The sequence below is a fragment of the Lentzea albidocapillata subsp. violacea genome (assembly GCF_900100275.1).
GTDB classification, from domain to species: domain Bacteria; phylum Actinomycetota; class Actinomycetes; order Mycobacteriales; family Pseudonocardiaceae; genus Lentzea; species Lentzea violacea.
Genome location: NZ_FNET01000008.1, coordinates 165,216 through 187,988, shown reverse-complemented (window position 1 = coordinate 187,988; position 22,773 = coordinate 165,216). Strand labels below are relative to the sequence as shown.

The following is a 22,773-nucleotide window of genomic DNA, read 5'->3' as shown; positions in this document are numbered from 1 at the left end:
AAGGAACGTCATGCGTATTCGTGCTGCCCTGATCGCAGTTGCTTTGACCGGTTTGACCGCTCTGTCCGCTTGCTCGTCTGGTGGCAGCGCGTCCGACACGCTGAAGGTCGGCGTCTCGCCGGTCCCGCACGCCCAGATCCTCAAGTACGTGGCCGACAACCTCGCCGCGTCGAAGGGTCTGAAGATCGAGGTCGTCGAGTTCACCGACTACGTGCAGCCGAACACGGCGCTGGTCGACGGGTCGCTCGACGCCAACTACTTCCAGACCGTCCCGTACCTGGAGACGTTCACCAACGAGAGCGGCGCCAAGGTCGAGTGGGTGCAGCCGGTCCACGTCGAGCCGCTCGGTCTGTACTCGAAGAAGGTCAAGAAGCTCGACGAGCTCCCGAACGGGGCCAAGATCGCGGTGGCCAACGACGCCACCAACGAGGCGCGCGGCCTGAAGCTGCTGGAGGCAGGCGGCCTGATCAAGCTCGAGGCCGTCGACCAGCCGACCGTGCGCGACCTCGCGGAGAACCCCAGGAACCTGCAGTTCGTGCCCCTGGAGGCCGCCCAGCTGCCCAGGTCGCTGGAGGACACCGACGCGTCCGTGATCAACGGCAACTACGCCATCGACGCGGGCCTCAAGCCGGCCACCGACTCGCTCGCGCTGGAGAAGGCCGAGGGCAACCCCAACGCGAACGGCCTGGTCACCCGCACCGAGCTCAAGGACGACAAGCGCGTCCGCGACCTGGCGGAACTGCTCGGATCGCAGCAGGTCAAGGACTACATCAAGCAGAACTTCAACGGCTCGGTCATCCCGGTCTGACCGCGACAGTGACCGGGGGAGGAGTCCGGGACCCCAGAACGCCCGTACGCTGACATGGTGCTCGCAGTCGTTCCTCCCCCGGTCACAGTTCGCGTCCCGGCCAAGGTCAACCTGCACCTGGCCGTAGGTGACGTGCGCCCGGACGGTTACCACGACCTGGTGACGATCTTCCAGGCGCTGTCGCTGGTCGACGAGGTCACGGTCGCGGTCGCCGACGAGCCAGGCGTCGAGGTCCACGGCGAGGGCGCCGACCAGGTGCCCACCGGAGCCTCGAACCTCGCCTGGCGTGCGGTCCAGCTGCTCGCCACGCACGTCGGCAAGGACGCGGACGACCCCAAGGTCCGCGTCGTCATCCGCAAGGCCATCCCCGTCGCGGGCGGCATGGCGGGCGGCAGCGCGGACGCGGCGGCGGCGCTGGTCGGCCTGTCGTCCTTGTGGCGCCTGGACATCAGCCGCGACGAACTGGCCGCGCTGGCCGGGAAGCTCGGCGCGGACGTCCCCTTCGCCCTCTACGGCAGCACCGCCCTGGGCACCGGCCGCGGCGAGCGGATCGTGCCCGTGCTGGGCCGCCACCAGTTCCACTGGGTGCTGGCGTTCGACCGCCGCGGACTGTCCACTCCGGACGTCTTCGACGAGCTGGACCGCCTGCGCGCGGACGGAGACCCGCCGCGCGTCGGCGCGGTCGAGGCGGTGCTGGAGGGTCTGTCCTCCGGTGACCCGAGGCAACTCGCCCTGCTGCTGGGCAACGACCTGCAGGCCGCCGCGGTCTCGCTGCGCCCGAACCTGCGCCGGACGCTCCGCGCGGGTGTCGACGCGGGCGCGCTGGCCGGCATCGTGTCCGGTTCCGGCCCCACGACGGCGTTCCTGTGCGAGGACGGCGACGCGGCGGTCCGCGTGGCCGCGGAGCTTGCCGGTGCGGGCGTGTGCCGGACGGTGCGCGTGGCGCACGGACCGGTGCCCGGAGCGCGGGTGATCGCGACTGAAGAGCCCAAGCCGACGCCGCCCGAGGTACACGCGTGACCGAGGGCTTCGGTCCCGCTGGGTAGCCTGCATCGGGCAGTTTCTTACTAGTCGTGAGGTTTTGATGGCCAACCTGGTCAACCTGGAGTCCGTGTCGAAGTCGTTCGGCGTCCGGCCGCTGCTCGACGGCGTGTCGCTCGGCGTCAACGAAGGCGACCGCATCGGTGTCGTCGGCCTGAACGGCGGTGGCAAGACGACACTGCTCGAGGTGCTGGCCGGGGTGGAGCCCGCCGACGACGGCCGCGTGTCGCGGTCGCGCGACCTGCGGATGGCCGTCGTGACGCAGCGCACCGAACTGCCGGACGGGTCGACCGTGCGCAACGCGGTGATCGACCCGCTCGGGTTCGACGCCGAGCACGAGTGGGCGGCCGACGCCCGCGTCCGGTCCATTTTGGACGGACTCGGCATCACGGCGCTGGGCCTCGACTCCGTGGTGTCGCGGATGTCCGGTGGCGAGCGGCGCCGAGTCGTGCTCGCGGCGGCGTTGATCCAGGACCTCGAGCTCCTCGTGCTGGACGAGCCGACCAACCACCTCGACGTCGAGGGCGTGCGGTGGCTCGCGGAGCATCTGCTGGCCCGCAGGTGCGCGCTCGTCGTCGTCACCCACGACCGGTGGTTCCTCGACACCGTCTGCAACCGCACGTGGGAAGTGGTGAACGGCAAGGTCGAGCAGTACGAGGGCGGCTACGCCGACTGGATCTACGCGCGCGCCGAGCGGCAGCGGCTCGCGGACACGCTGGAGGAGAAGCGGCAGAACCTGGCGCGCAAGGAACTCGCCTGGCTGCGCCGCGGCGCGCCCGCGCGCACCTCGAAGCCCCGCTACCGGATCGAGGCGGCGGAGGCGTTGATTGCCGACGTGCCTCCGTTGCGGGACAACGTCGAGCTGCTGGCGTTCGCGAAGAAGCGCCTGGGCCGCACGGTCATCGAGGTCGAGGACGCCACACTGTCCATTCCGGACCGGGTGCTGGTGCGCGACCTGACGTGGCGGATCGGGCCGGGCGAGCGGATCGGGCTCGTCGGCGTCAACGGATCGGGCAAGACGACGCTGCTGAAGCTGCTGGCCGGTGAGCGCGAACCCGAGACGGGCAAGCGGATCCAGGGCTCGACGGTCAAGATCGCGCACCTTTCGCAGGAGCTGCTCGACCTCAACGGGTCGATGCGCGTGCTAGAGGCGATCGAGGAGATCGCGCGCCGCGTCGTGCTCGGCAAGTACGAGATGTCGGCGTCGCAGCTGGGCGAGCGGTTCGGGTTCTCGTCGCAGAAGCAGTGGACGCCGGTCTCCGACCTGTCCGGTGGCGAACGGCGCCGGCTGCAGCTGTGCCGGCTGCTCATGGCCGAGCCGAACGTCCTGCTGCTCGACGAACCGACGAACGACCTGGACATCGACACGTTGCAGCAGCTGGAAGACCTGCTCGACTCGTGGGCCGGCACGCTCGTCGTGATCTCGCACGACCGCTACCTGGTCGAGCGCGTGTGCGACAAGGTCGTCGCGCTGTTCGGCGACGGCGGGCTGACCGAGCTGCCCGGTGGCATCGAGGAGTACCTGAAGCGCCGCGACTCGATGCGCGACAGGGAGTCCGCTGTCGGCGCGAGCCCGGACAAGGCGCCCTCGAACGCCGCCGACCAGCGTGCCGCCCGCAAGGAGCTGGCACGGCTGGAGCGGCGCCTCGAGGTGCTGCACAAGAAGGAAGCCGAGCTGCACGCGGCGCTCGCCGACGCCGCGACCGACTCCGCCAGGCTGCTGAAGCTCGACGCCGAGCTCCGTGCCGTGCTGGCGGAGGAGTCCGACGTGGAGGCTCAGTGGATGGCCGCGGCCGAGGCCGTCGAGGGCTGACGGCGTCTACTTGCCCTTGCGGCGTAGTTCGGCGGCGAGCAGGGGCAGCAGCTCGTCGATGAACGACGTGTCGTAGCCCTGGCCGGAGAGCAGCGCGTAGCTGAAGCGCGCCTTCATGACCTCCTCGGCGGTCGCCCCGAGCATGCCGTCGAGCGCGACGCCGATCTCCTCCAGCATCCGGTCGACCTGCGCGGTGCGGTAGCCGCGCTGCCCGGACGCCGCCTGCGGGATCCGCAGCTGGCGCAGGTCCTTCCACGACTTGACCGACGGCATGCTGCTGCGCACCGGTCCGGAGAGCTGCTGCTCGATCTGGCCGAGGAACCCGTCCACCTCGGTCTCGTCGTAGCCGCGCCGGCCGATCAACGGACGGGAGAACCTGATGTCGCGGACGTCCTTCGCGGTCAGGTTGTCCTGGCCGAGCAGCGTCGCCTCGATGCGGTCGAGGAACGCGTCCACCTGGGACTCCTGGTAGCCGCGGCGGCCGCGGGGAGGGCGGTGGAACGCGATGTTGCGGATGTCCGCCGCGGTGAGCTTCGGCGAGTCGATGGCCTTCTGCAGCGCGGGCTGCTGGGCGGGCGGAAGCTGCTGGGGCGGCTGCTGAGTGCGTTGCTGCGGCTTCGGATCCGGCTGACGCTGCTGCGGCCGTTGCTGCTGCTGCGGGAGCTGCGTCGTCGGGGGGCCGGGGTTGCGGGGCGGTGGCGCGGTCTCGAACATCAGCACCACGAGGTCGAGGAACGTGTCGACGTCTTCCTCGTCGTAGCCGAACGTGCCGGGCGCGGTCTCGCCGAACACGGCGTCCTGCACCTGTTGTGCGGTCAGGTTGTCCCTGCCGCGCAGGGTCTGCTCGATGCGGTCGAGGAACGCGTCGATCTGTCCCTCGTGGTAGCCGCGGGTCCCCGGTCTCGGCTTGTGGAAGCGCACAGCGGCCACGTCGTCGGGCGACAACCGCACCGCGGGTCTCATCGCCTGCGACGTGGCGTGCGCGCCCTGGGCGGGCGCTGAGGCCTGCCGGCGTTGCGGAGTGGACCGCAGTGTGTCCGCCACGAGTTCCATGAAGACGTTGACCTCGTTCACGTCGTAGCCCGGGTCCCGGGTCGCGGTGCTGAACTTGACGTTGAGCACGTCTTCGCGCGTGAGGATGTCCTTGCTCTTCATGGTGCCCTCGACCCGGTCGAGGAACGCGTCCACCTCAGCCGCGTCGTACCCGCGCTGACCTTGCGGGGGACGGTGGAACGCGACCAGGGCCACGTCCTGCGCGGAGAGCAGAGGTGCCGGATGCGCGGGTAGACGATGTTGCGCTCCGGGGCCGCCCCGATCCACCAATGACCTCCTCCTGCGTACCTGTACTGGGGAGTATCGCGTTTCATGTGGCATAACGTTTCGCCCTGATGGACCAAACGGCGCCACTACGATCGCGAACATGAGTCAGTTCGTGGATGTGATGCTGGCGACGGCCACCAGCGGCGGGGACAGGGGCATGACGACGGGTGAACCCGCCGTGCCGGTCCGCCGGACCTGGGCCGAGGTGCACGAACGCGCCCGGCGGATGGCCGGTGCGCTCGACGTGGCGCCGGGCACCGCGATCGCCGTGCTCGCCGCCGAACCAGCCGTGATCGCCCCAGCCGTGCAGGCCGCATGGCTGTGTGGTGGCAGCGTCACGATGTTGCATCAACCCACACCACGCACCGACCTGGCCGAGTGGGCCGAGGACACGCTGCGGGTGCTTGCCATGATCGATTCGCATCTGGTCCTGCTCGGCAGCCCGTTCGATGCTCTGGCTGCCGTCCTTGACCAGCACGGAGTGCCCTACAGACTGCTCTCCGAACTCGATGCGGAACCGATCGCTGCTCCTGTTCCCACCCCCGAGGATGCCACGGCACTGCTGCAGTTGACGAGTGGATCGACCGCCGATCCGAAGGCGGTGCGCATCACGCACCGCAATCTCATGTCGAACGCCGAGGGCATGCGCGTCGCGGCGGCGCTGGATCCCGCCTCTGACGTCATGGTTTCGTGGCTGCCGCTGTTCCACGACATGGGCATGGTCGGGTTCCTGACCGTCCCGATGCTGTTCGGTCTGGAACTGGTGAAGGTCACACCCGTCGACTTCCTGTCCCGCCCGACGTTGTGGGCCGACCTGATCACCCGGCACCGCGGCACGATCACGGCCGCGCCGAACTTCGCCTACGCGATCGTGGCGCGCCGGCTCGCTTCCTCGTCCGATTCCTTCGACCTGTCCTCGTTGAGGCTGGCGCTGAACGGCGCCGAGCCGATCGACCCGGCGGCCGTGCGGTCGTTCGTGGACGCCGGGGAGCGGTTCGGGCTGCGGCCGGAGTCGATCCTCGCGGCCTACGGCATGGCGGAGACCACCCTGGGTGTGGCTTTCGCGCCTCTGTTCACCGGACTGTCGGTGGACGTGGTGGACGCCGACGCGGTGGAGGCGGACAAGAAGGCCGTGCCCGCACCGGACGGGCGTGCGTTCCCGTTGCTGGGGCCGCCGTTGCCGGGGCTGGAACTGCGGGTGGTGTCCGACTCCGGTGAGGTGCTGGGCGTCCGGGACGTCGGTGAGCTCCAGATCCGCGGCGAGGCCGTCACCCCCGGCTACCTGACCGTGAACGGTCCACTGGCGACACAGGACGCCGAAGGGTGGCTGTCCACCGGGGACCTGGGGTACGTGGTGGAGGACGGCCAGGTGGTCGTCTGCGGGCGCCGCAAGGACGTCATCATCATGGGCGGCCGGAACATCTATCCGACCGATGTGGAGCGTGCCGCCTGCTCGGTGGACGGGGTGCGCGCCGGCAACGCCGTCGCCGTGCGACTGGACGCCGGGACGCAGCGCGAACGGTTCGCCGTCGTGGTGGAGTCGAAGCGGGCCGGGGACGCCGAGGCCGAGAAGGATCTGGCCAAGCAGGTCACGGCTCGGGTGGTGGACGCCGTGGGGCTGCGGCCGTTCGCGGTGGTGGTGCAGCCGCCGGGGACGCTGCCGAAGACGCCGTCCGGCAAGCTCAGGCGGTCGGCGGCGGCCGCTCTGGTGTAGCTGCTCAGTGGAAGCTGTTCTGCGCGGCTTCGAGGCCCTTGGTCACGAGGGCCTCGGCCGCGTCCGCCGCCCGGTCGATCTCCAGTGCGAGCTGCTTGCGCTCGACGGTCGAGAAGTCCTTCAGGACGTAGTCGGCCGGGTCCTGGCGGCCGGACGGACGGTCCACGCCGAAGCGGACGCGGTGGTAGTCCTTGGTGCCCAGGGACTTCGTGATGGAGCGGAGTCCGTTGTGGCCGTTGTCGCCGCCGCCGAGCTTCATGCGGATGGCGGCGAACGGGAGGTCCAGCTCGTCGTGGATCACGACGATGGTGGTGGGCTTGAAGAACTTCACGGCGCTCGCGACGGGGCCGCCGGAGAGGTTCATGAAGCTGCGCGGCTTGGCGAGCACGACCCGGTGGCCGCTCAGCCTGCCCTCGACGATCTCGGCGCCTGACTTGTGGGCCTTGAACTTGCCGCCGACGCGGGCGGCCAGTTCGTCGAGGACCAGGAAGCCGATGTTGTGACGGTTGCCCTCGTACCGGGGGCCTGGGTTGCCCAGCCCGACGATGAGGGCGAGGTCAGCGTCCACGGAACCGCAACTCCTGCTCGAGATCGTCCAGCAACGTGTCCACGGCCTGCACCTGGTACCCCTTGCCCAGCAGGCCGGACGTGGTGCTGAACCGGGTGTTGCGGACCTCCGTGGAGGTCATGGCACCCCGGCCGTCCAGGTTGGCCGCGGCACGGATGACGAAGGCGTCGACTTCGGCACGATCGTAACCGGTGCTGGACTTGGGGAGCTTGCGTGCGCGCAGGTCCTCGCCGGTGCTCAGGCCCGTCGGCGGCACGATGCCGTTGCGGACCTGGAACTCCAGCAGATGCAGGACGCCGTCGACGCTGAGCGGGTCGTAGCCGTTCGGGACCGTGGCGAACCTGACGGTGCGCACGTGGTCCGGGTTGAGGCGGAGACGACCTGCCAGGGCGTCGGCGATGATCTGCAGGAACTCGTTCACCTGGTCCGGGTCGTAACCCTGCCGCTTGCGGCGGAAGGTCTTCGACCGGACGTCCGCGGGCCGCAGGTACGGCAACGGCGCGCCGCCCCCCTTGTGAGGAGGTGACGCGCCGTCGTTTCGGCCCGACGTGATGGGGCTCAGCTTTCCTCGGTGGCCTCGGCCGGAGCGGCCTCGTCACCCTCGAGCTGCGCCGCGGACGGCGCCTCGTTCACGGCGACGACGAGCGCGTCGGCGTCGGTGATCAGCACGGCACCGGCCGGCAGGATCAGGTCGCTGGCGTGGATCTGCGTGCCCGCGGTGACCCCGGCGATCGACAGCTCGATCTGCTCCGGGATGTTCATGGCGTCGGACTCGATCTGGATCGTGCTGAGGTCCTGCGTCAGCAGCGTGCCCGAAGCGGGCTCGCCCGAGATGACCAGCGGCACCTCGACGGTGACCTTCTCGCCGCGCTTCACGAGCAGCAGGTCGACGTGCTCGATGTAGTTCTTGATCGGGTGCGTGGTGACGGTCTTGGTGAGCGCCAGCTCAGCTTCGCCGTCAAGGGCGAGGGTGAGGACAGCGTTCTGGCCGTGCTCACGGACGACACGGGCGAACTCGAGCGCCGGCAGGGCCAGGTGCTTCGGGTCGGAACCGTGGCCGTAGAGCACCGCGGGGATCTTGCCGGCGCGACGGGTACGGCGGGCGGCGCCCTTGCCGAATTCAGTGCGCTGCTCAGCGGCGAGACGGACCTCGGACACGGTGGGGTACTCCTTACAAGTCTGGCCTTGTACGTCGGGGCGGTGCACAAGTATGAGCGGATCAGCTAGGGGGGTGGCCAGCGGTGGCGAGCAGCACACGGATGACTTCAACACGCGCGGCATCGAGCCACCGCGTCGATCACGTTGAGCTGGAAAGCTCGCCCTCGCCGAGGCAACCCGACCAGTGTAGGTGAGGGGGTGGGTGGGGTGCTAAGTCGGGGGGTGGGTTGTTTGTGGGGTGGGTGATTGGTGGGCTTGCGGGGTCGGCGAGTGGGCGGCTAGTGGGCGGCTAGTGGGCCGCGACCTTGTGAGCGGCGGGCTTGCGGGTGGCGGGCTTGCGGGTGGTCGCCTTGCGGGCGGCGACCTTGCGGGTGGTCGGTGTGCGGGGCGCGACCGGGCGGGAGTGGTCGCCTTGCGGGCGGCGAGCTTGCGACGTGCGACCGGACGGGGGGGCCTGCGATACGCGACCGGGCGGGTGGTCACCTTTGCGTGCCGCGACTCTTGTGGGTGGTCACCTTGCGGGCGGCGACCTTGCGTTGCGTGCTTTCCCTGGGGCTCTGCCCCAGACCCCGGCAATCTGATCAGGGGGTCCACGCCACGGGCGGGTTGATGGCACGCCTGTTGCTTTGGGCGGCTGCCTGTTGCTTAGAGGGTTGCGTTGGCGGTGGGGTCCCATCACGAGCCGAGCCAAGAGCGGGCCACATGCAAGGAGGGGTGTCAAGTGGACGAAAAGCGTGTCGGGTTGACCTCCCTTCTTGGGTGCAGCAAGAGCTATGGCGCGACTCGTGATGGGACCCCACCGCCTGGCCCGCGCGGTAAGGACGGCTCGCCTCCGGCGTCGCGTTAAGCCGTTGGGTTAGGCGTTGCCGTCGAACAGTGACGTTACGGAGCCGTCCTCGAACACTTCCTGGATCACTCGTGCCAAGAGCGGTGCGATGGACAGGACGGTCATGTTCGGGAAGCGCTTCTCCGCTGGGATTGGCAGCGTGTCGGTGAACACGACCTCGCGGGCGCCCGAGTCCTGCAGGCGTTGGGTTGCGGGGCCGGAGAGGATGCCGTGTGTGGCGGCGATGACGACGTCGGAGGCGCCCTCGTTGAGGAGTTGCTTCACCGCGCCTGCGATTGTGCCGCCGGTGTCGACCATGTCGTCGATCACGATGCAGAGGCGGCCCTCTACCTTGCCGACCACGCGGTTGGAGACGACCTCGTTCGGGCGGAGGGGGTCGCGGGTCTTGTGGATGAACGCGATGGGGGTGCCGCCCAGGGTGTCCGCCCACTTCTCGGCCAGCTTGGTGCGGCCTGAGTCGGGGGAGACGACGGTGATCTCGTGGCCCGCGTACTTGCCGCGGATGTGGTCCGCCAGGAGCGGCATGGCCCACAGGTGGTCTACCGGGCCGTCGAAGAAGCCCTGGATCTGGGCGGTGTGCAGGTCGACTGACACTAGGCGGTCGGCGCCTGCGGTTTTGAACAGGTCGGCTACCAGGCGGGCGGAGATGGGCTCGCGGCCGCGGTGCTTCTTGTCCTGGCGGCTGTACGGGTAGAACGGCATGATCACGGTGATGCGCTTGGCGGAGGCCCGCTTCAGGGCGTCGACCATGATCAGCTGTTCCATCAGCCACTGGTTGATGGGTGCGGTGTGCGACTGGATGACGAAGGCGTCACAGCCTCGGACGGACTCCTCGAAGCGGACGAAGATCTCGCCGTTCGCGAAGTCGTAGGCCGACTGAGGGGTCACCGTGACGTTGAGGTGCTTCGAGACCTCTTCCGTCAACTCCGGGTAGGCGCGCCCGCCGAAGAGCATCAGGTTCTTCTTCGGTGTGCCGGGCATCTGCGGGTTCACGGTCAGCGACCCTCCTTTGTGTTCTCGTCGGCATTCTGCTTCGCCAGGGCCTCGGCTGCCGCCTGAGCGGCCGCCGTGCCTTCACGACGGCTGATTACCCAGCCTTCGAGGTTGCGCTGTGGGCCTCCGGACACGGCCAGCGCGCCCGGTGGGACGTTGCGGCGCAGGACGGTGCCCGCGCCGGTGTACGCGCCGTCGCCCACGGTCACCGGCGCTACGAACATGTTGTCCGAGCCGGTGCGGCAGTGGGATCCGACGATCGTGCGGTGCTTGTTCACGCCGTCGTAGTTGACGGTCACCGATGCTGCCCCGATGTTGCTGTGATCGCCGATCGTGGCGTCGCCGATGTAGGACAGGTGGGGGACCTTCGAGCCGTCGCCGATCTGCGAGTTCTTCGTCTCGACGAACGTGCCGATCTTGCCCTTCACGCCCAGGGAGGTGCCGGGGCGGAGGTAGGCGAACGGGCCGACGGACGCGCCGTCGCCGATCACCGAGTCGCTGCCGTGGGTTCGCACGACGGAGGCACCGGCACCGACCGTCACGCCGGAGAGTGTGGTGTCCGGGCCGACGGTCGCCTGGGAGCCGATCACCGTGCCCGCGCGGAGCTGCACGTTCGGCTCGATCAGGGCGTCCTGGCCCACCTGCACGTCCGCGTCCACCCACACCGAGGCGGGGTCCACGACGGTCACGCCGGAGCGCATGAGGCCCTCGACGATGCGGCGGTTCATCTCGGCGCCGACGGCCGAGAGCTGCACGCGGTCGTTGATGCCCTCGACCAGCCAGCGGTCGGACGCGATCAGCGCGCCCACGCGCTTGCCGTCGCCGCGGGCGATGCCCAGGACGTCGGTCAGGTAGAGCTCGCCCTGCGCGTTGTCGGTGGACAACCGCGAGAGGCCGTCTCGCAGCACGGCCGCGTCGAACGCGTAGACGCCGGAGTTGATCTCGTTGATCAGCTGCTCGGCTTGGTCGGCGTCCTTCTGCTCCACGATCCGCTGCACGGTGCCGTCGGCGTCGCGGACGATCCGGCCGTATCCGGTGGGGTTCTCCACCACGGCCGTCAGGACGGTGACCGCGTTGCCGGCGGACCGGTGCTCGGCGAGCAGCGCGGTGAACGTCTGGGTGTCGAGCAGCGGCACGTCGCCGTAGCTGACGATCACCGTGCCGGCCAGGTCGTGCGGCAGCTCGGCCAGGCCGCACGAGACGGCGTGCCCGGTGCCCTTCTGCTCGGCCTGCACCGCGACGGTGACCTTGCGGCCCAGCGTCGCGGCGAGGGTCTCCAGATGCTCGGTGACGGCTTCTCGGCCGTGACCGACCACGACGGCCAGGTGGTCGGGGTCTGTGCCGGCCGCGGCGCGCACCGCGTGTTCGACGAGTGAGCGGCCGGCGATCCGGTGCAGCACCTTGGGCGTGGACGACCGCATGCGGGTGCCTTCCCCGGCGGCGAGCACGACCGTGCTGACAGGGCCCTCGAGCATCAATGCTCTCCCTAACAGGCTGGGTGTTTCGAAGTCCGCGACCAGCCTAAGCCTCCGCGGAGGGCTCCCCGGCCACGGCCGCAACCTGGCAGCCACCTTGGCGCTTCGCCACGTACATCGCCGAGTCCGCCCTTGACAGGGCCTGGTTGGCGGATTCGCGTGGCCGCAGCGAGATGACACCGACCGACAGCGTCACTCCCCGGGAGAGGTCGATTGGCAAGCCCGCCACGGCATCCACGGCCCGGCCGAGTGCCGCTTCCGCGGCGTGCAGAGGGGCGCCCGGCAGCAGTACGACGAACTCGTCACCGCCGTAGCGGGCCACCATGTCGTCACCCCGCAGGGCCTGCCGGAGTGTGCTGGCAATCACCCGGAGAACATCATCACCGTCGGCATGTGAATGCCGGTCGTTCACGCCCTTGAACCCGTCGAGGTCCACCAGCGCGATGGAGAACGGATCGACCTGACCGGCGATGAGCTCGCCCATCTTGTCGTCGAGCGCGCGGCGGTTCGGCAGCCCGGTCAACGGGTCCTGCAACGCCTGCTGCGCGATCTGGCCGTGCGCCCGCGTCAGCCGTTCGTGCTCACGGCGCGTCTGCAGCGTGGCCACGCGGGACTCCCGCATCTGCCACAGCTCCAGCTCCAAGGCCGCGTTGTAGGCCTGCAGCGCCGACGTCGTGTGTGGACCGTGCAGGTGTGCGTACTCGCGCTCCAGCGACAGCACCAGCGACGGTTCCGACGTGTCGTGCTCCATCTGCGTGCGCGTGTCGTCGAGGACCTTGAGCGCGTCGTCCAGCCGGTTCGCCTCGACCAGGCACCGGGCCAGCGCGATCGCGACGATGATCAGTTCCCGCGCGTACATCGACAGGCCGCGCAACGACCACAGCCGGTCGAGGTGGCCTTCCCTGGGGTTCGTCAGCGCGTGGGCGGCACCGAGGATCGGCACCTGCTCGGCGGCGTCGAGGTCACGCCGGCCGGGGTGCAGCGACTGCCGGAACGGCACCTCGGCGGCCTCGGCGAGCCCGGAGGCGACCTTGAACTGCTCGTGCGCGGCGTCGTGCAGGTTCACCCGTTCGAGGCGCAGGCCCCAGCCGATCCGCAGCCGGGCGCGGTTGACCAGGTGGACGTAGATCTGGTGCGGCTGGCCGCTCTCGCGCAGCGCGTTGTTCGCGCCCGCCAGCACGTCGTCGGCCATCTCGTAGACGCCGAGCTGGGTCAGCACCAGGGCGATGTCCTGCAGCGTCGTGGCGAGCAGCTGGTCCCAGATCCGCTTGTCGAAGACCGGGTCGACCTCGGGTACCTCGTCGAGCATCATCGCCAGGGCCGACGCGATCTCGGTCAGCGCCTTGTCCTCGGCGTTGCCCAGCAGGAACCGGCGGCCGCGCAACGCCCGCGCGTCCGCCTCCAGCACGATCAGGCCGTGGCGGCGGCAGTGGGCGAGCATCTCGTCGAGCTGCGGATCGGACATGTCGACGAGGCCCGGCGTGACCAGCCTGACCACGGCCGCGGCTCTGAGCAGCTGCGCGACGATGCGGGGCTCACCGCGGCCCTGCGCCTCGGCGAGGATGCGGTCGATCTCGGCGGCCGCGTCCAGTTGCGCGGCGAGGTGGCTGCTCTGGGCCACGGCGACGAGTTCGCTCGCGCGACCCACCAGCCACGCGTCGGACATCTCGTGATGGCGGTGGCCCACGTTGCCCTGCTCGTCGACCGTTTCCTCGGGCAGCTTCGCACCTCCCAAAGACCACACTGACTCGTGCCCAGCTCCGCCACCAGGATTCGAACCTGGACCATCTGAACCAAAATCAGAGGTGCTGCCTTTACACCATGGCGGAATGAGCGAACTCACGTCCGCTCAGGGCACATGTTGTCACGAGTGGTCCTCTTCGTGTCCAACCACCACTCACTCGGCTCAGTTCAAGATCACGGCTTCGCGCCGATTGACCTGGTCAGGAAGTCACCCAGGGCGGTGCGATACGTGTCCGTCGCCACATTCCACCCCGACGTGTGGTCGGCGCCAGGGATCTCCACGTACTGCAGCGGCCACCCGAGCCCGTTCGCCGCGGTCGCGAGGTCGCGCGACGACTGGGCGGGCACTGTGCCGTCCGCCGAGCCGTGGATGAGCAGCGTCGGCGGCTTGAGCGCGGGCGGGTTGCGGACCAGGTCGAACCGGTCGAAGTCGATGTCCGCGCGCCAGCCGGACACGACCTCGGCCACCGGCGTGAGCCACGTCGGCACGCCCCGGTTCTCCGCCTGCAGGTTCAGCGTCTGCGTCCAGTTCGTGACGGGGGAGTCGAGCACGACGCCGCTCACGGCCGCCGCGAGGCCGGACCGGGCGAGCGTCTGGCCGACGATCGCGCCGCCCATCGACCAGCCGTAGAGCACGACCTTCTGCGCGCCCTGGCCCTGCGCGTACCTGATCGCGGCCTCGACGTCGCGCCATTCGGTGTCGCCGAGGTGGTAGAGGCCGTCCGGCGACTTCGGGACGCCGGGGTCGTTGCGGTAGGTGATCAGCAGGACGGGCAACCCCGCGCCGTGCAACTGCGGAACCACCCGCAGTGCCTCTTCACGCGACGCGCCACGGCCGTGCACGGTGATGACCCACGTGTCCGGTTTCGCCGCCGGAACGAACCACGCGGGCATGTCGCCGAGCTCGCCCGGCACCGCGACGTCGCTGAAGACCAGGCCGAGCGACGTCTTCGGGTTGCCCTCGTAGACGCCGGTCTCCATGCGCACCTTGGTGCCCTCGGGCGGTGCGGTGCCCTCCAGCAGAGGGCGCTCCACGCGGCCGTTCCTGGTCGACGCGATGTCGCCGACCTTCGCGGTGCCGCCGGGCCAGACGATGCCGAACGTGCCGCGTTGCAGCGTGAGCTTCGATTCGGCGAGGACGACGTTCCTGTCGTCCACCCCCAGCGCCGTCTCGGGGTAGCGCCGCGGCACCTCCTCCGGTTCGAGCAGCTCGCCGCTGTAGTACCAGCCGACGCCGCCCAGAGCCGCTGTGACCAGCACGAGCACGACGAGCAACGAGGTCACGGTGATCCGGATGATCTTGCGGCTGGCCATCGTTCGATGATGCCGGGTCGAGGTCTCGATTCCAGGCGACACAGCGGGCTGTTCCTGAGAACTGTCCATGAGTTTCCACGCCGGGTGTAGCGAAGCAGGGGAGCCTAACTTACGCTTGCGTAAGTTACGGTCGCGTAGGTACGTCAACCCCTCACCCCCCAGAGGTTTCCGGATGACTTCGACCATGGACCGGGCCGCGGACCTCGGCCCGAAACCCCTGCTCGGAAAACGGCGCAACCACGCCGAACAGTTCGGCGTGTACGTGTTCGTCGTCGTTCCGCTCCTCGCGCTGCTGGCCGCCGTTCCCTTCGCCTGGGGCTGGGGCCTCGGCTGGGTCGACGTGGCGCTCTTCGTCGCGTTCTACTACCTCTCGGGCCTCGGCGTGACGACCGGCTACCACCGCTACTTCACGCACGGCTCGTTCAAGGCCAAGCGCCCGCTGAAGATCGCGCTCGCGATCGCCGGCTCGATGGCCTTGCAGGGTCCCGTCATCGACTGGGTGGCCGACCACCGCCGCCACCACGCGTTCTCCGACCGCGAGGGCGACCCGCACTCGCCGTGGCTGTTCGGCACCGGACCCGCGGCGCTGGCCAAGGGCTTCTGGCATGCGCACATGGGCTGGCTGTTCGAGCGCAACAAGACCAACCACCAGCGCTTCGCGCCGGACCTGCTGGCCGACAAGGACATCGTGTGGGTCGACAAGCACTTCGTGCTGTGGACGACGATCTCGCTGGCCGCGCCGGGCGTTCTCGGCGGCCTCGTCACGTGGTCGGTCTGGGGCGGCGTGACGGCGTTCTTCTGGGCCGGCCTGGTGCGCGTCGCGTTCCTGCACCACCTGACGTGGTCGGTGAACTCGGTCTGCCACATGGTGGGCGACCGCCCGTTCGCCGCCCGCGACCGGTCGGCCAACGTCTGGGCGCTCGCGATCCTGAGCTTCGGCGAGTCATGGCACAACCTGCACCACGCCGACCCGACCTCCGCACGGCACGGCGTGAGGCGCGGCCAGATCGACATCTCGGCCCGCGTGATCTGGACGTTCGAGAAGCTCGGCTGGGCGACGCACGTCCGCTGGCCGAGCGAACAGCGCCTGGCCAGGATCACCGCCAGGAAGTGACCTTTGTAGGCTGACTCGATGGCCAGGGTCAGGATGACGGGCAAGGAACGCCGAGAGCAGCTCCTGGACGTCTCCCGGGCCCTGTTCGCCGAGAAGGGCTTCGACGCGACCTCGGTCGAGGAGATCGCCGCCCGCGCCAGCGTGTCGAAGCCCGTCGTCTACGAGCACTTCGGCGGCAAGGAAGGCATCTACGCCGTCGTCGTGGACCGCGAGATGCAGCGCCTGATGGACCAGATCGTCGACGCGCTGGACGGCGGATCGCACCCGCGTGAGCTGCTCGAACAGGCCGCCTGCGCGTTGCTCGACTACATCGAGGGCTCGACCGACGGGTTCCGCATCCTGGTGCGCGACTCGCCCGTCGCGTCGTCCTCCGGCACGTTCTCGTCCCTGCTGAACGACATCGCGTCGCAGGTCGAGCACATCCTCGGGCTGCACTTCGCCAGGCAGGGCTACGACCGCAAGCTCGCCGCGCTCTACGCGCAGGCGCTGGTCGGGATGGTCGCGCTGACCGGGCAGTGGTGGCTGGAGGCGCGCAAGCCCAAGAAGGACGAGGTCGCGGCGCACCTGGTGAACCTGGCGTGGAACGGGTTGTCGGCGATGGAGCACAAGCCGAAGCTGCGCAGCCGTTCCTAGAACTCCTAACTACGGAGTCGACCCGGAGCCATGTTCGGTTCCACGGCGGGCGATCACGGGTGTGATGCTCTTGTCACGGACCAGCGTGCGGTACTTGTTCCAGTCGTAGTGAAGCTCCCTCGATGAACCGGACACCGGGGTTCCATGCCGCGAGGGCGAGGCCGTGACAACAGCTGATGACACCAGCGGCCTTGGTGATCGCGATCTGTCGCCGACCACTTAGACGGTGGACTCGGTGGTACGGTCCCGGTGTGGGGGAAAGGGTCAACCACGTCCAGCCGCGCTACCGCAGCACAGGACTGTTCGTGACCGGGATGCCGGTGCTGGCGGCGCTGTTCTTCGTCATATTCGGCACACCTGGCTTCGGTCAGGTGGCTTTCCTGTGCATCGCCGCTCCCCTCTCCGGGCTCGGCATGTGGCGGGTGTGGCACATCGGAGTCGAGATCGGTCCTGATGGCGTCGTGGTGCGAAACCTGATCGAGACCGTCGAACTGCGTTGGCAGGACATCGCGCGGGTCGAGTACCTGCGCCCCAACGTGCTGCCCAGGTGGAGAAACGGTCTGCACATCTTCCTTCTGGACGGCTCCAGCGTGGAGTGTCAGGCGTTTCCCGGCGGCATGAACGACGACCAGAAGGCCGTTCGGTCGGTGCTGGCAGCGTTGAACAGGCGATAGCGGTCCTCGACCTGCCGCTCGCGCTCGACGTCCTGGAGTGGGTGGCTCTGATCGCCTCTGTTCGATGATCGCGTGCCGGCGGTGCGTCACATCCGCATCCACCTCAGCGCGGTGCACGTTCGAGGATCACGACAAGTGCGCCGACCTCGGCGATGCCGGCGCGATGGTTTCCAGTGAAGCCTGGCTCGGCCGGGCTCAGCCGTTCCCGGTGAGCCTGAGCAGCTTGTCGTTCGTCCCGTTCGACGACGTGAGGTAGAGCGCCCCGTCCGGCCCGGTGCGGGCGGCGCGCAGCCGGCCGTACGTGTCGTTCAGCTCCTCGGGGATGCTCACGTTCTGCACCTTGCCGGCGGCGTCGAGCGTGAAGAGCAGCAGCTTCGAGCCCTTCAGCGCGGTGATCGCGAGCTTGCCGTTCCAGAACGCCGCCTGGCAGATCGCCTCGGTCGTCGACCCCGACGACCACACCGCCGGCACCGCGTCCGGGAACCGTTCCAGGTCGGTCATCGGCACGCTCTCGTCGTACCGGGTCTGCGTGCCGCCCTGGGACGGGTCCCAGCCGTAGTTGGCGCCCTTCCGCACCAGGTTGACCTCGTCGTCGACGTCAGGGCCGTGCTCGCTGGAGAAGATCTGGTCGCCACCCGGCCGGAACACCACACCCTGCACGTTGCGATGACCGTAGGAGTAGACGCGGCGCTCGTTGGCGTTCGCCGAGGTGATGAAGGGGTTGCCGGCCGCGCCCTCACCCGTCTCCGGGTCGATCCGCAGCACCTTGCCACCAAGGCTCGTGCGGTCCTGCGGGTTGCGGGCCTGCGCGATGTCCCCGGTCGCGACGAACATCGAGCCGTCCGGCGCCAGCGTCGGCCGGCAGCCGGAGTGCCGCCCGCTGGAGTTCGACGGCATGCCGGTGAGCAGGTCCTTCGTCCTGGTCGCCTTCGTGCCGTCGAGGCGGAACGTCACCAGCCGCACGTCCCGCGAGGTGTTGTAGCAAACGGTGAAGCGCTCGTTGTCCGGGTGGATCACCAGCCCCATCAGGCCGCCCTCACCACGCGCCTGCAGGTCGCCCAGGTCGATGTCGACGGGCGTGACCTGGCCGTTCCTGACCAGCTTGACGCCGCCGGGGCGTTCGGTGACGAGCATCGAGCCGTCGGGCAGGAACCCGATGTCCCAGGCGTGCTGGAAGCCGCCCGCGATCTCCTCGACCTTCAGGCCCTGCGGCGCCGGCGCCTTCGACGGCGCGTTGCCGCCCGGTTCCGGCGACGAGCACGCCGCGACGACCAGCACCAACCCAGCAGCAACGAGTGCGCGCATGTCCTAACTATGCGTTTTGTGCCGTGGAGGTTCCGTAAGGCCGCTCCACGGGCAGCAACGCGCGCGCTCCGTCCAGATCACGCGCACGCACCTTCTCGTGAATCTCGCGCGCGAGGGCCGTCACGTCGGTGATGCCGATCGTCCACTCGTTGACGTAGATGTCCACGGCTTCGCGCGTCAGCCCGATCTGGATGGAGCGGTGCTCCAGCGCCTCGTGGTTCAGCCCGCGCTCGGGATCCCACTGCACGCGCACCGGCGGCTTGCCCCTGATGCTGCTCTCGACCGCGTTGGAGACGGCCCAATCGAACCCCGAACGGGTGATGCGGACGGCCAGCACCCGTTCCTGGCCTTCCTTCCGGGCGTAGCCGCAGCGGTACATCATCCAGAGGAACGACGGCTTGATCCACGTCATCCGTTCCAGCCTGAACGGCGGCACGAACCGCTGCGCGGCCACGGCGGGGTCGGCGATCGCGGGCGAATAGGCCTGGTAGACCACGATGGACTGATCGTCGTAGTCAGCCCTGATCTCTCTCTTTGACACGCGCACATGGTGGCCACCACAGCCGCGCTCAAGCCACCCGATAAGTGGTCGCGGAACGAGCTAAGGTGGGTGGTGAGACCCCTCGTCCCAGGCAGGGGTCTGTCCGGCGTTCGCACATCGTGCGCCCATTCCGCACTCGACCGGGGTTTCTCACATGCCGCTGCTCGGCCTGCTCGATGGTGTCCTGCCCGACAAAGCCCTCCGCACGTTGATCGACTCGGCCGGTGTCCCCGAGCTGGAGCTGGACGGTCCGCTGGCCGCCCGCCCGCTCGTCGCCGCCGCGCTGTCCACGGTCAGGCCGGTGCTGGCCGTGACCGCCACGGGCAGGGAAGCCGAAGAGCTGACGAACGTCCTCAAGGACCTGATCGGTCCGGACAAGGTGGCGTTCTTCCCCAGCTGGGAGACGCTGCCGCACGAGCGCCTGAGTCCGCGGGCGGACACGGTCGGCGCGCGGCTGCAGACGCTGCGCCGCCTCAAGCACCCCGAGGGCAACCCGATCAGGGTGCTCGTCACGACGGTCCGCAGCCTCATCCAGCCGATGGCGCCGGGTCTGGGCGACCTCGCGCCGGTGCACCTGAAGGTCGGCGAGGAGCAGGACTTCGCCGAGCTGCTCACCAGGCTGGCCGAGAACGCCTACAGCCGCGTCGACATGGTCGAGAAGCGCGGCGAGTACGCGACGCGCGGTGGCATCCTCGACATCTTCCCGCCGACGGCCGAGCACCCGTTCCGCGTCGAGTTCTGGGGCGACGAGGTCAGCGAGATCCGGCCGTTCTCGGTGCAGGACCAGCGGTCGCTGCCCGAGGAGGTCACCGGCTTCGTCGCGCCGCCTTGTCGTGAGCTGCTGCTGACCGACGACGTCCGGCACCGCGCGGCGGAGCTGGCCGAGGAGCACCGGTCGGACGCGCACCTCGCGGAGATGCTGGAGAAGATCTCGGGCGGCATCGCGGTCGAGGGCATGGAGGCGCTCATCCCGGCGCTGTGCCCCGGCGAGTTGCAGCTGCTCACGGACGTGGTCGAGAAGGGCACGCACGTCCTGCTCAACGACCCGGAGAAGATCCGGGCGCGCGCGGCCGACCTGGTGCGCACCGGGCAGGAGTTCCTCGAGGCGTCCTGGATGGCGGCCGCCTCGGGTGGCAAGGCGCCGATCGACCTCGGCCGCAGCGGCTACCAGGGCATCGGCGAGATCTCCGAGCACGCCAGGGCGAACGACCGTCCCTGGTGGACGCTCACCCAGCTCACCACCGACGCCCAGGACGTCGTGCACCTCGACGTCAAGCCGGTCGAGGCCTACCAGGGCGACGTCGAGCGGGCGTTCGCGGACCTGAAGGCGCACACGGCGACGGGCGGCGCGGCCGTGCTGGTCGTGCCTGGCGCCGGTACCGCGCAGCGTGCCGTCGAACGGCTGAAGGAAGCCGAAGTCCCGGCCGTCTGCGTCGAATCACTCGACGAGGCACCGAAAGCGGGCACCGTCACGGTCGTGCGCGGGTCGCTCGAAGACGGGTTCGTGCTGCCGGACCTCGCGCTGGTGGTGCTCACCGAGACCGACCTGACGGGCGGTCGCGGCGGCACGTCCACGAAGGACATGCGCAAGATGCCGTCCAAGCGGCGCAACGCGGTCGACCCGCTTGCGCTCAGGGCCGGCGACTACGTGGTGCACGAGCAGCACGGCATCGGCAAGTACGTGGAGATGGTCCAGCGGACGGTCGCCGGTGCCACCCGCGAGTACCTGGTCCTCGAGTACGCGAGCAGCAAGCGCGGCCAGCCCGGCGACCGGTTGTTCGTGCCGACCGACCAGCTCGACGAGGTCAGCCGGTACGTCGGCGGCGAGCTGCCGACGCTGAACAAGCTCGGCGGCAGCGACTGGAAGAACACGAAGTCCAAGGCACGCAAGGCGGTCAAGCAGATCGCGGCCGAGCTGGTGCAGCTCTACGCGGCCCGGCAGAGCGCCCCCGGCCACGCCTTCGCGAGCGACACGCCCTGGCAGCGCGAGCTGGAGGACGCGTTCGCGTTCACCGAGACGCAGGACCAGATGGCCGCGATCGACGAGGTCAAGGCCGACATGGAACGTTCCGTGCCGATGGACCGCGTGATCTGCGGTGACGTCGGCTACGGCAAGACGGAGATCGCGGTCCGCGCGGCGTTCAAGGCGGTGCAGGACGGCAAGCAGGTCGTCGTGCTGGTGCCGACGACGCTGCTCGCCCAGCAGCACCTCAACACGTTCGCCGAGCGCATGCGCCAGTTCCCAGTGAACGTCAGGGGACTGAGCCGCTTCACCGACGCCCAGGAGTCCGCGCAGACCCTCGCGGGTCTCGCGGACGGCGAGGTCGACATCGTGATCGGCACGCACCGGCTGCTGCAGAAGACCGTGCGGTACAAGGATCTGGGCCTCGTGATCGTCGACGAGGAGCAGCGGTTCGGGGTGGAGCACAAGGAACACATCAAGGCCCTGCGCACGCACGTCGACGTGCTGACGATGTCCGCGACGCCGATCCCGCGCACGCTGGAGATGTCGCTCGCCGGCATCCGCGAGATGTCCACGATCCTGACCCCGCCGGAGGAACGGCACCCGATCCTCACCTACGTCGGCGCGTACGACGACAAGCAGGTCGGCGCGGCGATCCGGCGCGAGCTGATGCGCGACGGCCAGGTCTTCTACGTGCACAACAGGGTCTCGACGATCGAGAAGGCCGCGAAGCGCATCCGCGAGCTGGTGCCGGAGGCCAGGGTCGTGACCGGCCACGGCCAGATGAACGAGGACAAGCTCGAACACCTCATCCAGGGGTTCTGGGAACGCGAGTACGACGTGCTCGTCTGCACCACGATCGTCGAGACCGGCCTCGACATCTCCAACGCGAACACGCTGATCGTCGAGCGCGGCGACCTGCTCGGCCTGGCTCAGCTGCACCAGCTGCGTGGCCGCGTCGGCCGTGGCCGCGAGCGCGGGTACTCGTACTTCCTGTACCCGCCGGAGACGCCGCTCACCGAGCACGCCCACGACCGGCTCGCGACGATCGCGCAGAACACCGAGCTCGGCGCCGGCATGGCCGTGGCGATGAAGGACCTGGAGATCCGCGGCGCCGGCAACATCCTCGGCGCCGAGCAGTCCGGGCACATCGCGGGCGTCGGCTTCGACCTGTACATCCGGCTGGTCGGCGAGGCCGTCGAGGCGTTCCGCAAGCACGCCGGCGCGGACGGCGGCGAGGTCGAGGAGGATCTCGCCGAGGTCCGCGTGGACCTCCCGGTCGACGCGCACATCCCGCACGAGTACGTGCCGGGCGAGCGGCTGCGGCTGGAGGCGTACCGCAAGATCGCGGCCGCCTCCGACGAGGCCGCGCTGACGTCCGTCTGGGACGAGCTCAAGGACCGCTACGGCACGCCGCCGGAGCCCGTCGAACGCCTGCTCGGCGTGGCCCGCCTGCGGCACGCCTGCCGCCGTCACGGGGTCACCGAGGTGATCGCGATGGGTCAGAACCTGAGGTTCGCGAAGCTGGACCTGCTCGACTCGCAGCTGGTCAGGTTGCGGCGCCTGTTCCCGAAGGCCGTCTACAAGCAGGCCATGGGCACGGTCACCTTGCCTAGGCCGACGGAGGGAGCGGTCGGCGGCCGGATGGGTGCACCTCAGCTGCGTGATCAGGAGCTGTTGAACTGGTGCGGTGCGTTCCTCGACTCACTCGCGGGGACTCCCGTGACCGGAGTCACCAAGGCGTGAGAG

At 69.3% G+C, this 22,773-nt stretch carries 18 protein-coding genes and 1 tRNA gene; 8 read left to right on the top strand and 11 right to left on the bottom strand.

What is annotated here, in order from left to right; translation table 11 throughout:
• The first annotated feature begins 10 nt into the window (after positions 1 to 10).
• The 3 genes from BLR21_RS19825 (at position 11) to BLR21_RS19815 (ending at position 3,662) form a co-directional block, all read left to right on the top strand.
• Complete coding sequence (locus BLR21_RS19825; protein ID WP_090007308.1) at positions 11 to 808, top strand: MetQ/NlpA family ABC transporter substrate-binding protein; 798 nt, start codon at positions 11 to 13, stop codon at positions 806 to 808.
• Between the two features lie 57 nt (positions 809 to 865).
• The gene (locus BLR21_RS19820) at positions 866 to 1,828 is read left to right on the top strand and encodes a 4-(cytidine 5'-diphospho)-2-C-methyl-D-erythritol kinase (protein WP_090007450.1); all 963 of its coding nucleotides are present in this window, start codon (positions 866 to 868) and stop codon (positions 1,826 to 1,828) included.
• Between the two features lie 64 nt (positions 1,829 to 1,892).
• Entirely contained in the window at positions 1,893 to 3,662 is a 1,770-nt protein-coding gene (locus BLR21_RS19815) for an ABC-F family ATP-binding cassette domain-containing protein (RefSeq protein ID WP_090007307.1), read from the top strand.
• 6 nt (positions 3,663 to 3,668) lie between these two features.
• On the opposite strand, the gene BLR21_RS44415 is transcribed toward BLR21_RS19815, so the two are convergent.
• Positions 3,669 to 4,982, bottom strand: a complete 1,314-nt coding sequence (locus tag BLR21_RS44415) for a DivIVA domain-containing protein (RefSeq protein ID WP_276526497.1) — start codon at positions 4,980 to 4,982, stop codon at positions 3,669 to 3,671.
• Positions 4,983 to 5,082: 100 nt separating this feature from the next.
• Between BLR21_RS44415 and BLR21_RS19795 the strand changes: the two genes are divergently transcribed.
• Complete coding sequence (locus tag BLR21_RS19795; protein WP_090007306.1) at positions 5,083 to 6,696, top strand: fatty acyl-AMP ligase; 1,614 nt, start codon at positions 5,083 to 5,085, stop codon at positions 6,694 to 6,696.
• Between the two features lie 4 nt (positions 6,697 to 6,700).
• Here BLR21_RS19795 and pth read toward each other — a convergent pair whose 3' ends face one another.
• The 8 genes from pth to BLR21_RS19755 all read right to left on the bottom strand — a co-directional run bounded on the left by pth (position 6,701) and on the right by BLR21_RS19755 (position 14,794).
• Complete coding sequence (pth, locus tag BLR21_RS19790) at positions 6,701 to 7,264, bottom strand: aminoacyl-tRNA hydrolase (protein ID WP_090007305.1); 564 nt, start codon at positions 7,262 to 7,264, stop codon at positions 6,701 to 6,703.
• Positions 7,254 to 7,760, bottom strand: coding sequence for a DivIVA domain-containing protein (locus BLR21_RS19785; protein ID WP_090007304.1), 507 nt, complete (start codon positions 7,758 to 7,760; stop codon positions 7,254 to 7,256). The genes pth and BLR21_RS19785 overlap by 11 nt, the downstream gene beginning before the upstream one ends.
• 62 nt (positions 7,761 to 7,822) lie before the next feature.
• On the bottom strand, positions 7,823 to 8,422 hold the full coding sequence (locus tag BLR21_RS19780; protein WP_090007303.1) for a 50S ribosomal protein L25/general stress protein Ctc: 600 nt from the start codon (positions 8,420 to 8,422) through the stop codon (positions 7,823 to 7,825).
• An 856-nt stretch (positions 8,423 to 9,278) separates the two neighbouring features.
• A complete protein-coding gene (locus tag BLR21_RS19775) occupies positions 9,279 to 10,250 on the bottom strand; it encodes a ribose-phosphate diphosphokinase (protein ID WP_030482093.1) in 972 nt (323 codons plus the stop codon).
• Between the two features lie 14 nt (positions 10,251 to 10,264).
• Complete coding sequence (gene glmU, locus BLR21_RS19770) at positions 10,265 to 11,737, bottom strand: bifunctional UDP-N-acetylglucosamine diphosphorylase/glucosamine-1-phosphate N-acetyltransferase GlmU (RefSeq protein WP_090007302.1); 1,473 nt, start codon at positions 11,735 to 11,737, stop codon at positions 10,265 to 10,267.
• A gap of 46 nt (positions 11,738 to 11,783) precedes the next feature.
• Complete coding sequence (locus BLR21_RS19765) at positions 11,784 to 13,481, bottom strand: GGDEF domain-containing protein (RefSeq protein WP_256334799.1); 1,698 nt, start codon at positions 13,479 to 13,481, stop codon at positions 11,784 to 11,786.
• Between the two features lie 14 nt (positions 13,482 to 13,495).
• A tRNA-Gln gene (locus BLR21_RS19760) sits at positions 13,496 to 13,566 on the bottom strand.
• A gap of 88 nt (positions 13,567 to 13,654) precedes the next feature.
• Positions 13,655 to 14,794: an alpha/beta hydrolase family protein gene (locus BLR21_RS19755; RefSeq protein ID WP_090007301.1), complete on the bottom strand. Its 1,140-nt coding sequence runs from the start codon at positions 14,792 to 14,794 to the stop codon at positions 13,655 to 13,657.
• A 172-nt stretch (positions 14,795 to 14,966) separates the two neighbouring features.
• Here BLR21_RS19755 and BLR21_RS19750 point away from each other — a divergent pair, with 172 nt between their 5' ends.
• The 3 genes from BLR21_RS19750 to BLR21_RS19740 all read left to right on the top strand — a co-directional run bounded on the left by BLR21_RS19750 (position 14,967) and on the right by BLR21_RS19740 (position 17,215).
• Complete coding sequence (locus BLR21_RS19750) at positions 14,967 to 15,908, top strand: acyl-CoA desaturase (protein ID WP_090007300.1); 942 nt, start codon at positions 14,967 to 14,969, stop codon at positions 15,906 to 15,908.
• Positions 15,909 to 15,941: 33 nt separating this feature from the next.
• Positions 15,942 to 16,541 carry a TetR/AcrR family transcriptional regulator gene (locus BLR21_RS19745; RefSeq protein WP_143027795.1) on the top strand — a complete coding sequence of 200 codons (600 nt, stop codon included), beginning with the start codon at positions 15,942 to 15,944 and terminating at the stop codon, positions 16,539 to 16,541.
• Between the two features lie 251 nt (positions 16,542 to 16,792).
• On the top strand, positions 16,793 to 17,215 hold the full coding sequence (locus BLR21_RS19740; RefSeq protein ID WP_176929709.1) for a PH domain-containing protein: 423 nt from the start codon (positions 16,793 to 16,795) through the stop codon (positions 17,213 to 17,215).
• A gap of 195 nt (positions 17,216 to 17,410) precedes the next feature.
• On the opposite strand, the gene BLR21_RS19735 is transcribed toward BLR21_RS19740, so the two are convergent.
• On the bottom strand, positions 17,411 to 18,520 hold the full coding sequence (locus BLR21_RS19735; protein ID WP_090007297.1) for a PQQ-dependent sugar dehydrogenase: 1,110 nt from the start codon (positions 18,518 to 18,520) through the stop codon (positions 17,411 to 17,413).
• Positions 18,521 to 18,527: 7 nt separating this feature from the next.
• Positions 18,528 to 19,061: a DUF4291 domain-containing protein gene (locus BLR21_RS19730; protein ID WP_218130909.1), complete on the bottom strand. Its 534-nt coding sequence runs from the start codon at positions 19,059 to 19,061 to the stop codon at positions 18,528 to 18,530.
• 154 nt (positions 19,062 to 19,215) lie between these two features.
• Here BLR21_RS19730 and mfd point away from each other — a divergent pair, with 154 nt between their 5' ends.
• Positions 19,216 to 22,770 carry a transcription-repair coupling factor gene (gene mfd / locus BLR21_RS19725; RefSeq protein WP_176929708.1) on the top strand — a complete coding sequence of 1,185 codons (3,555 nt, stop codon included), beginning with the start codon at positions 19,216 to 19,218 and terminating at the stop codon, positions 22,768 to 22,770.
• The last annotated feature ends 3 nt before the right edge of the window (positions 22,771 to 22,773 follow it).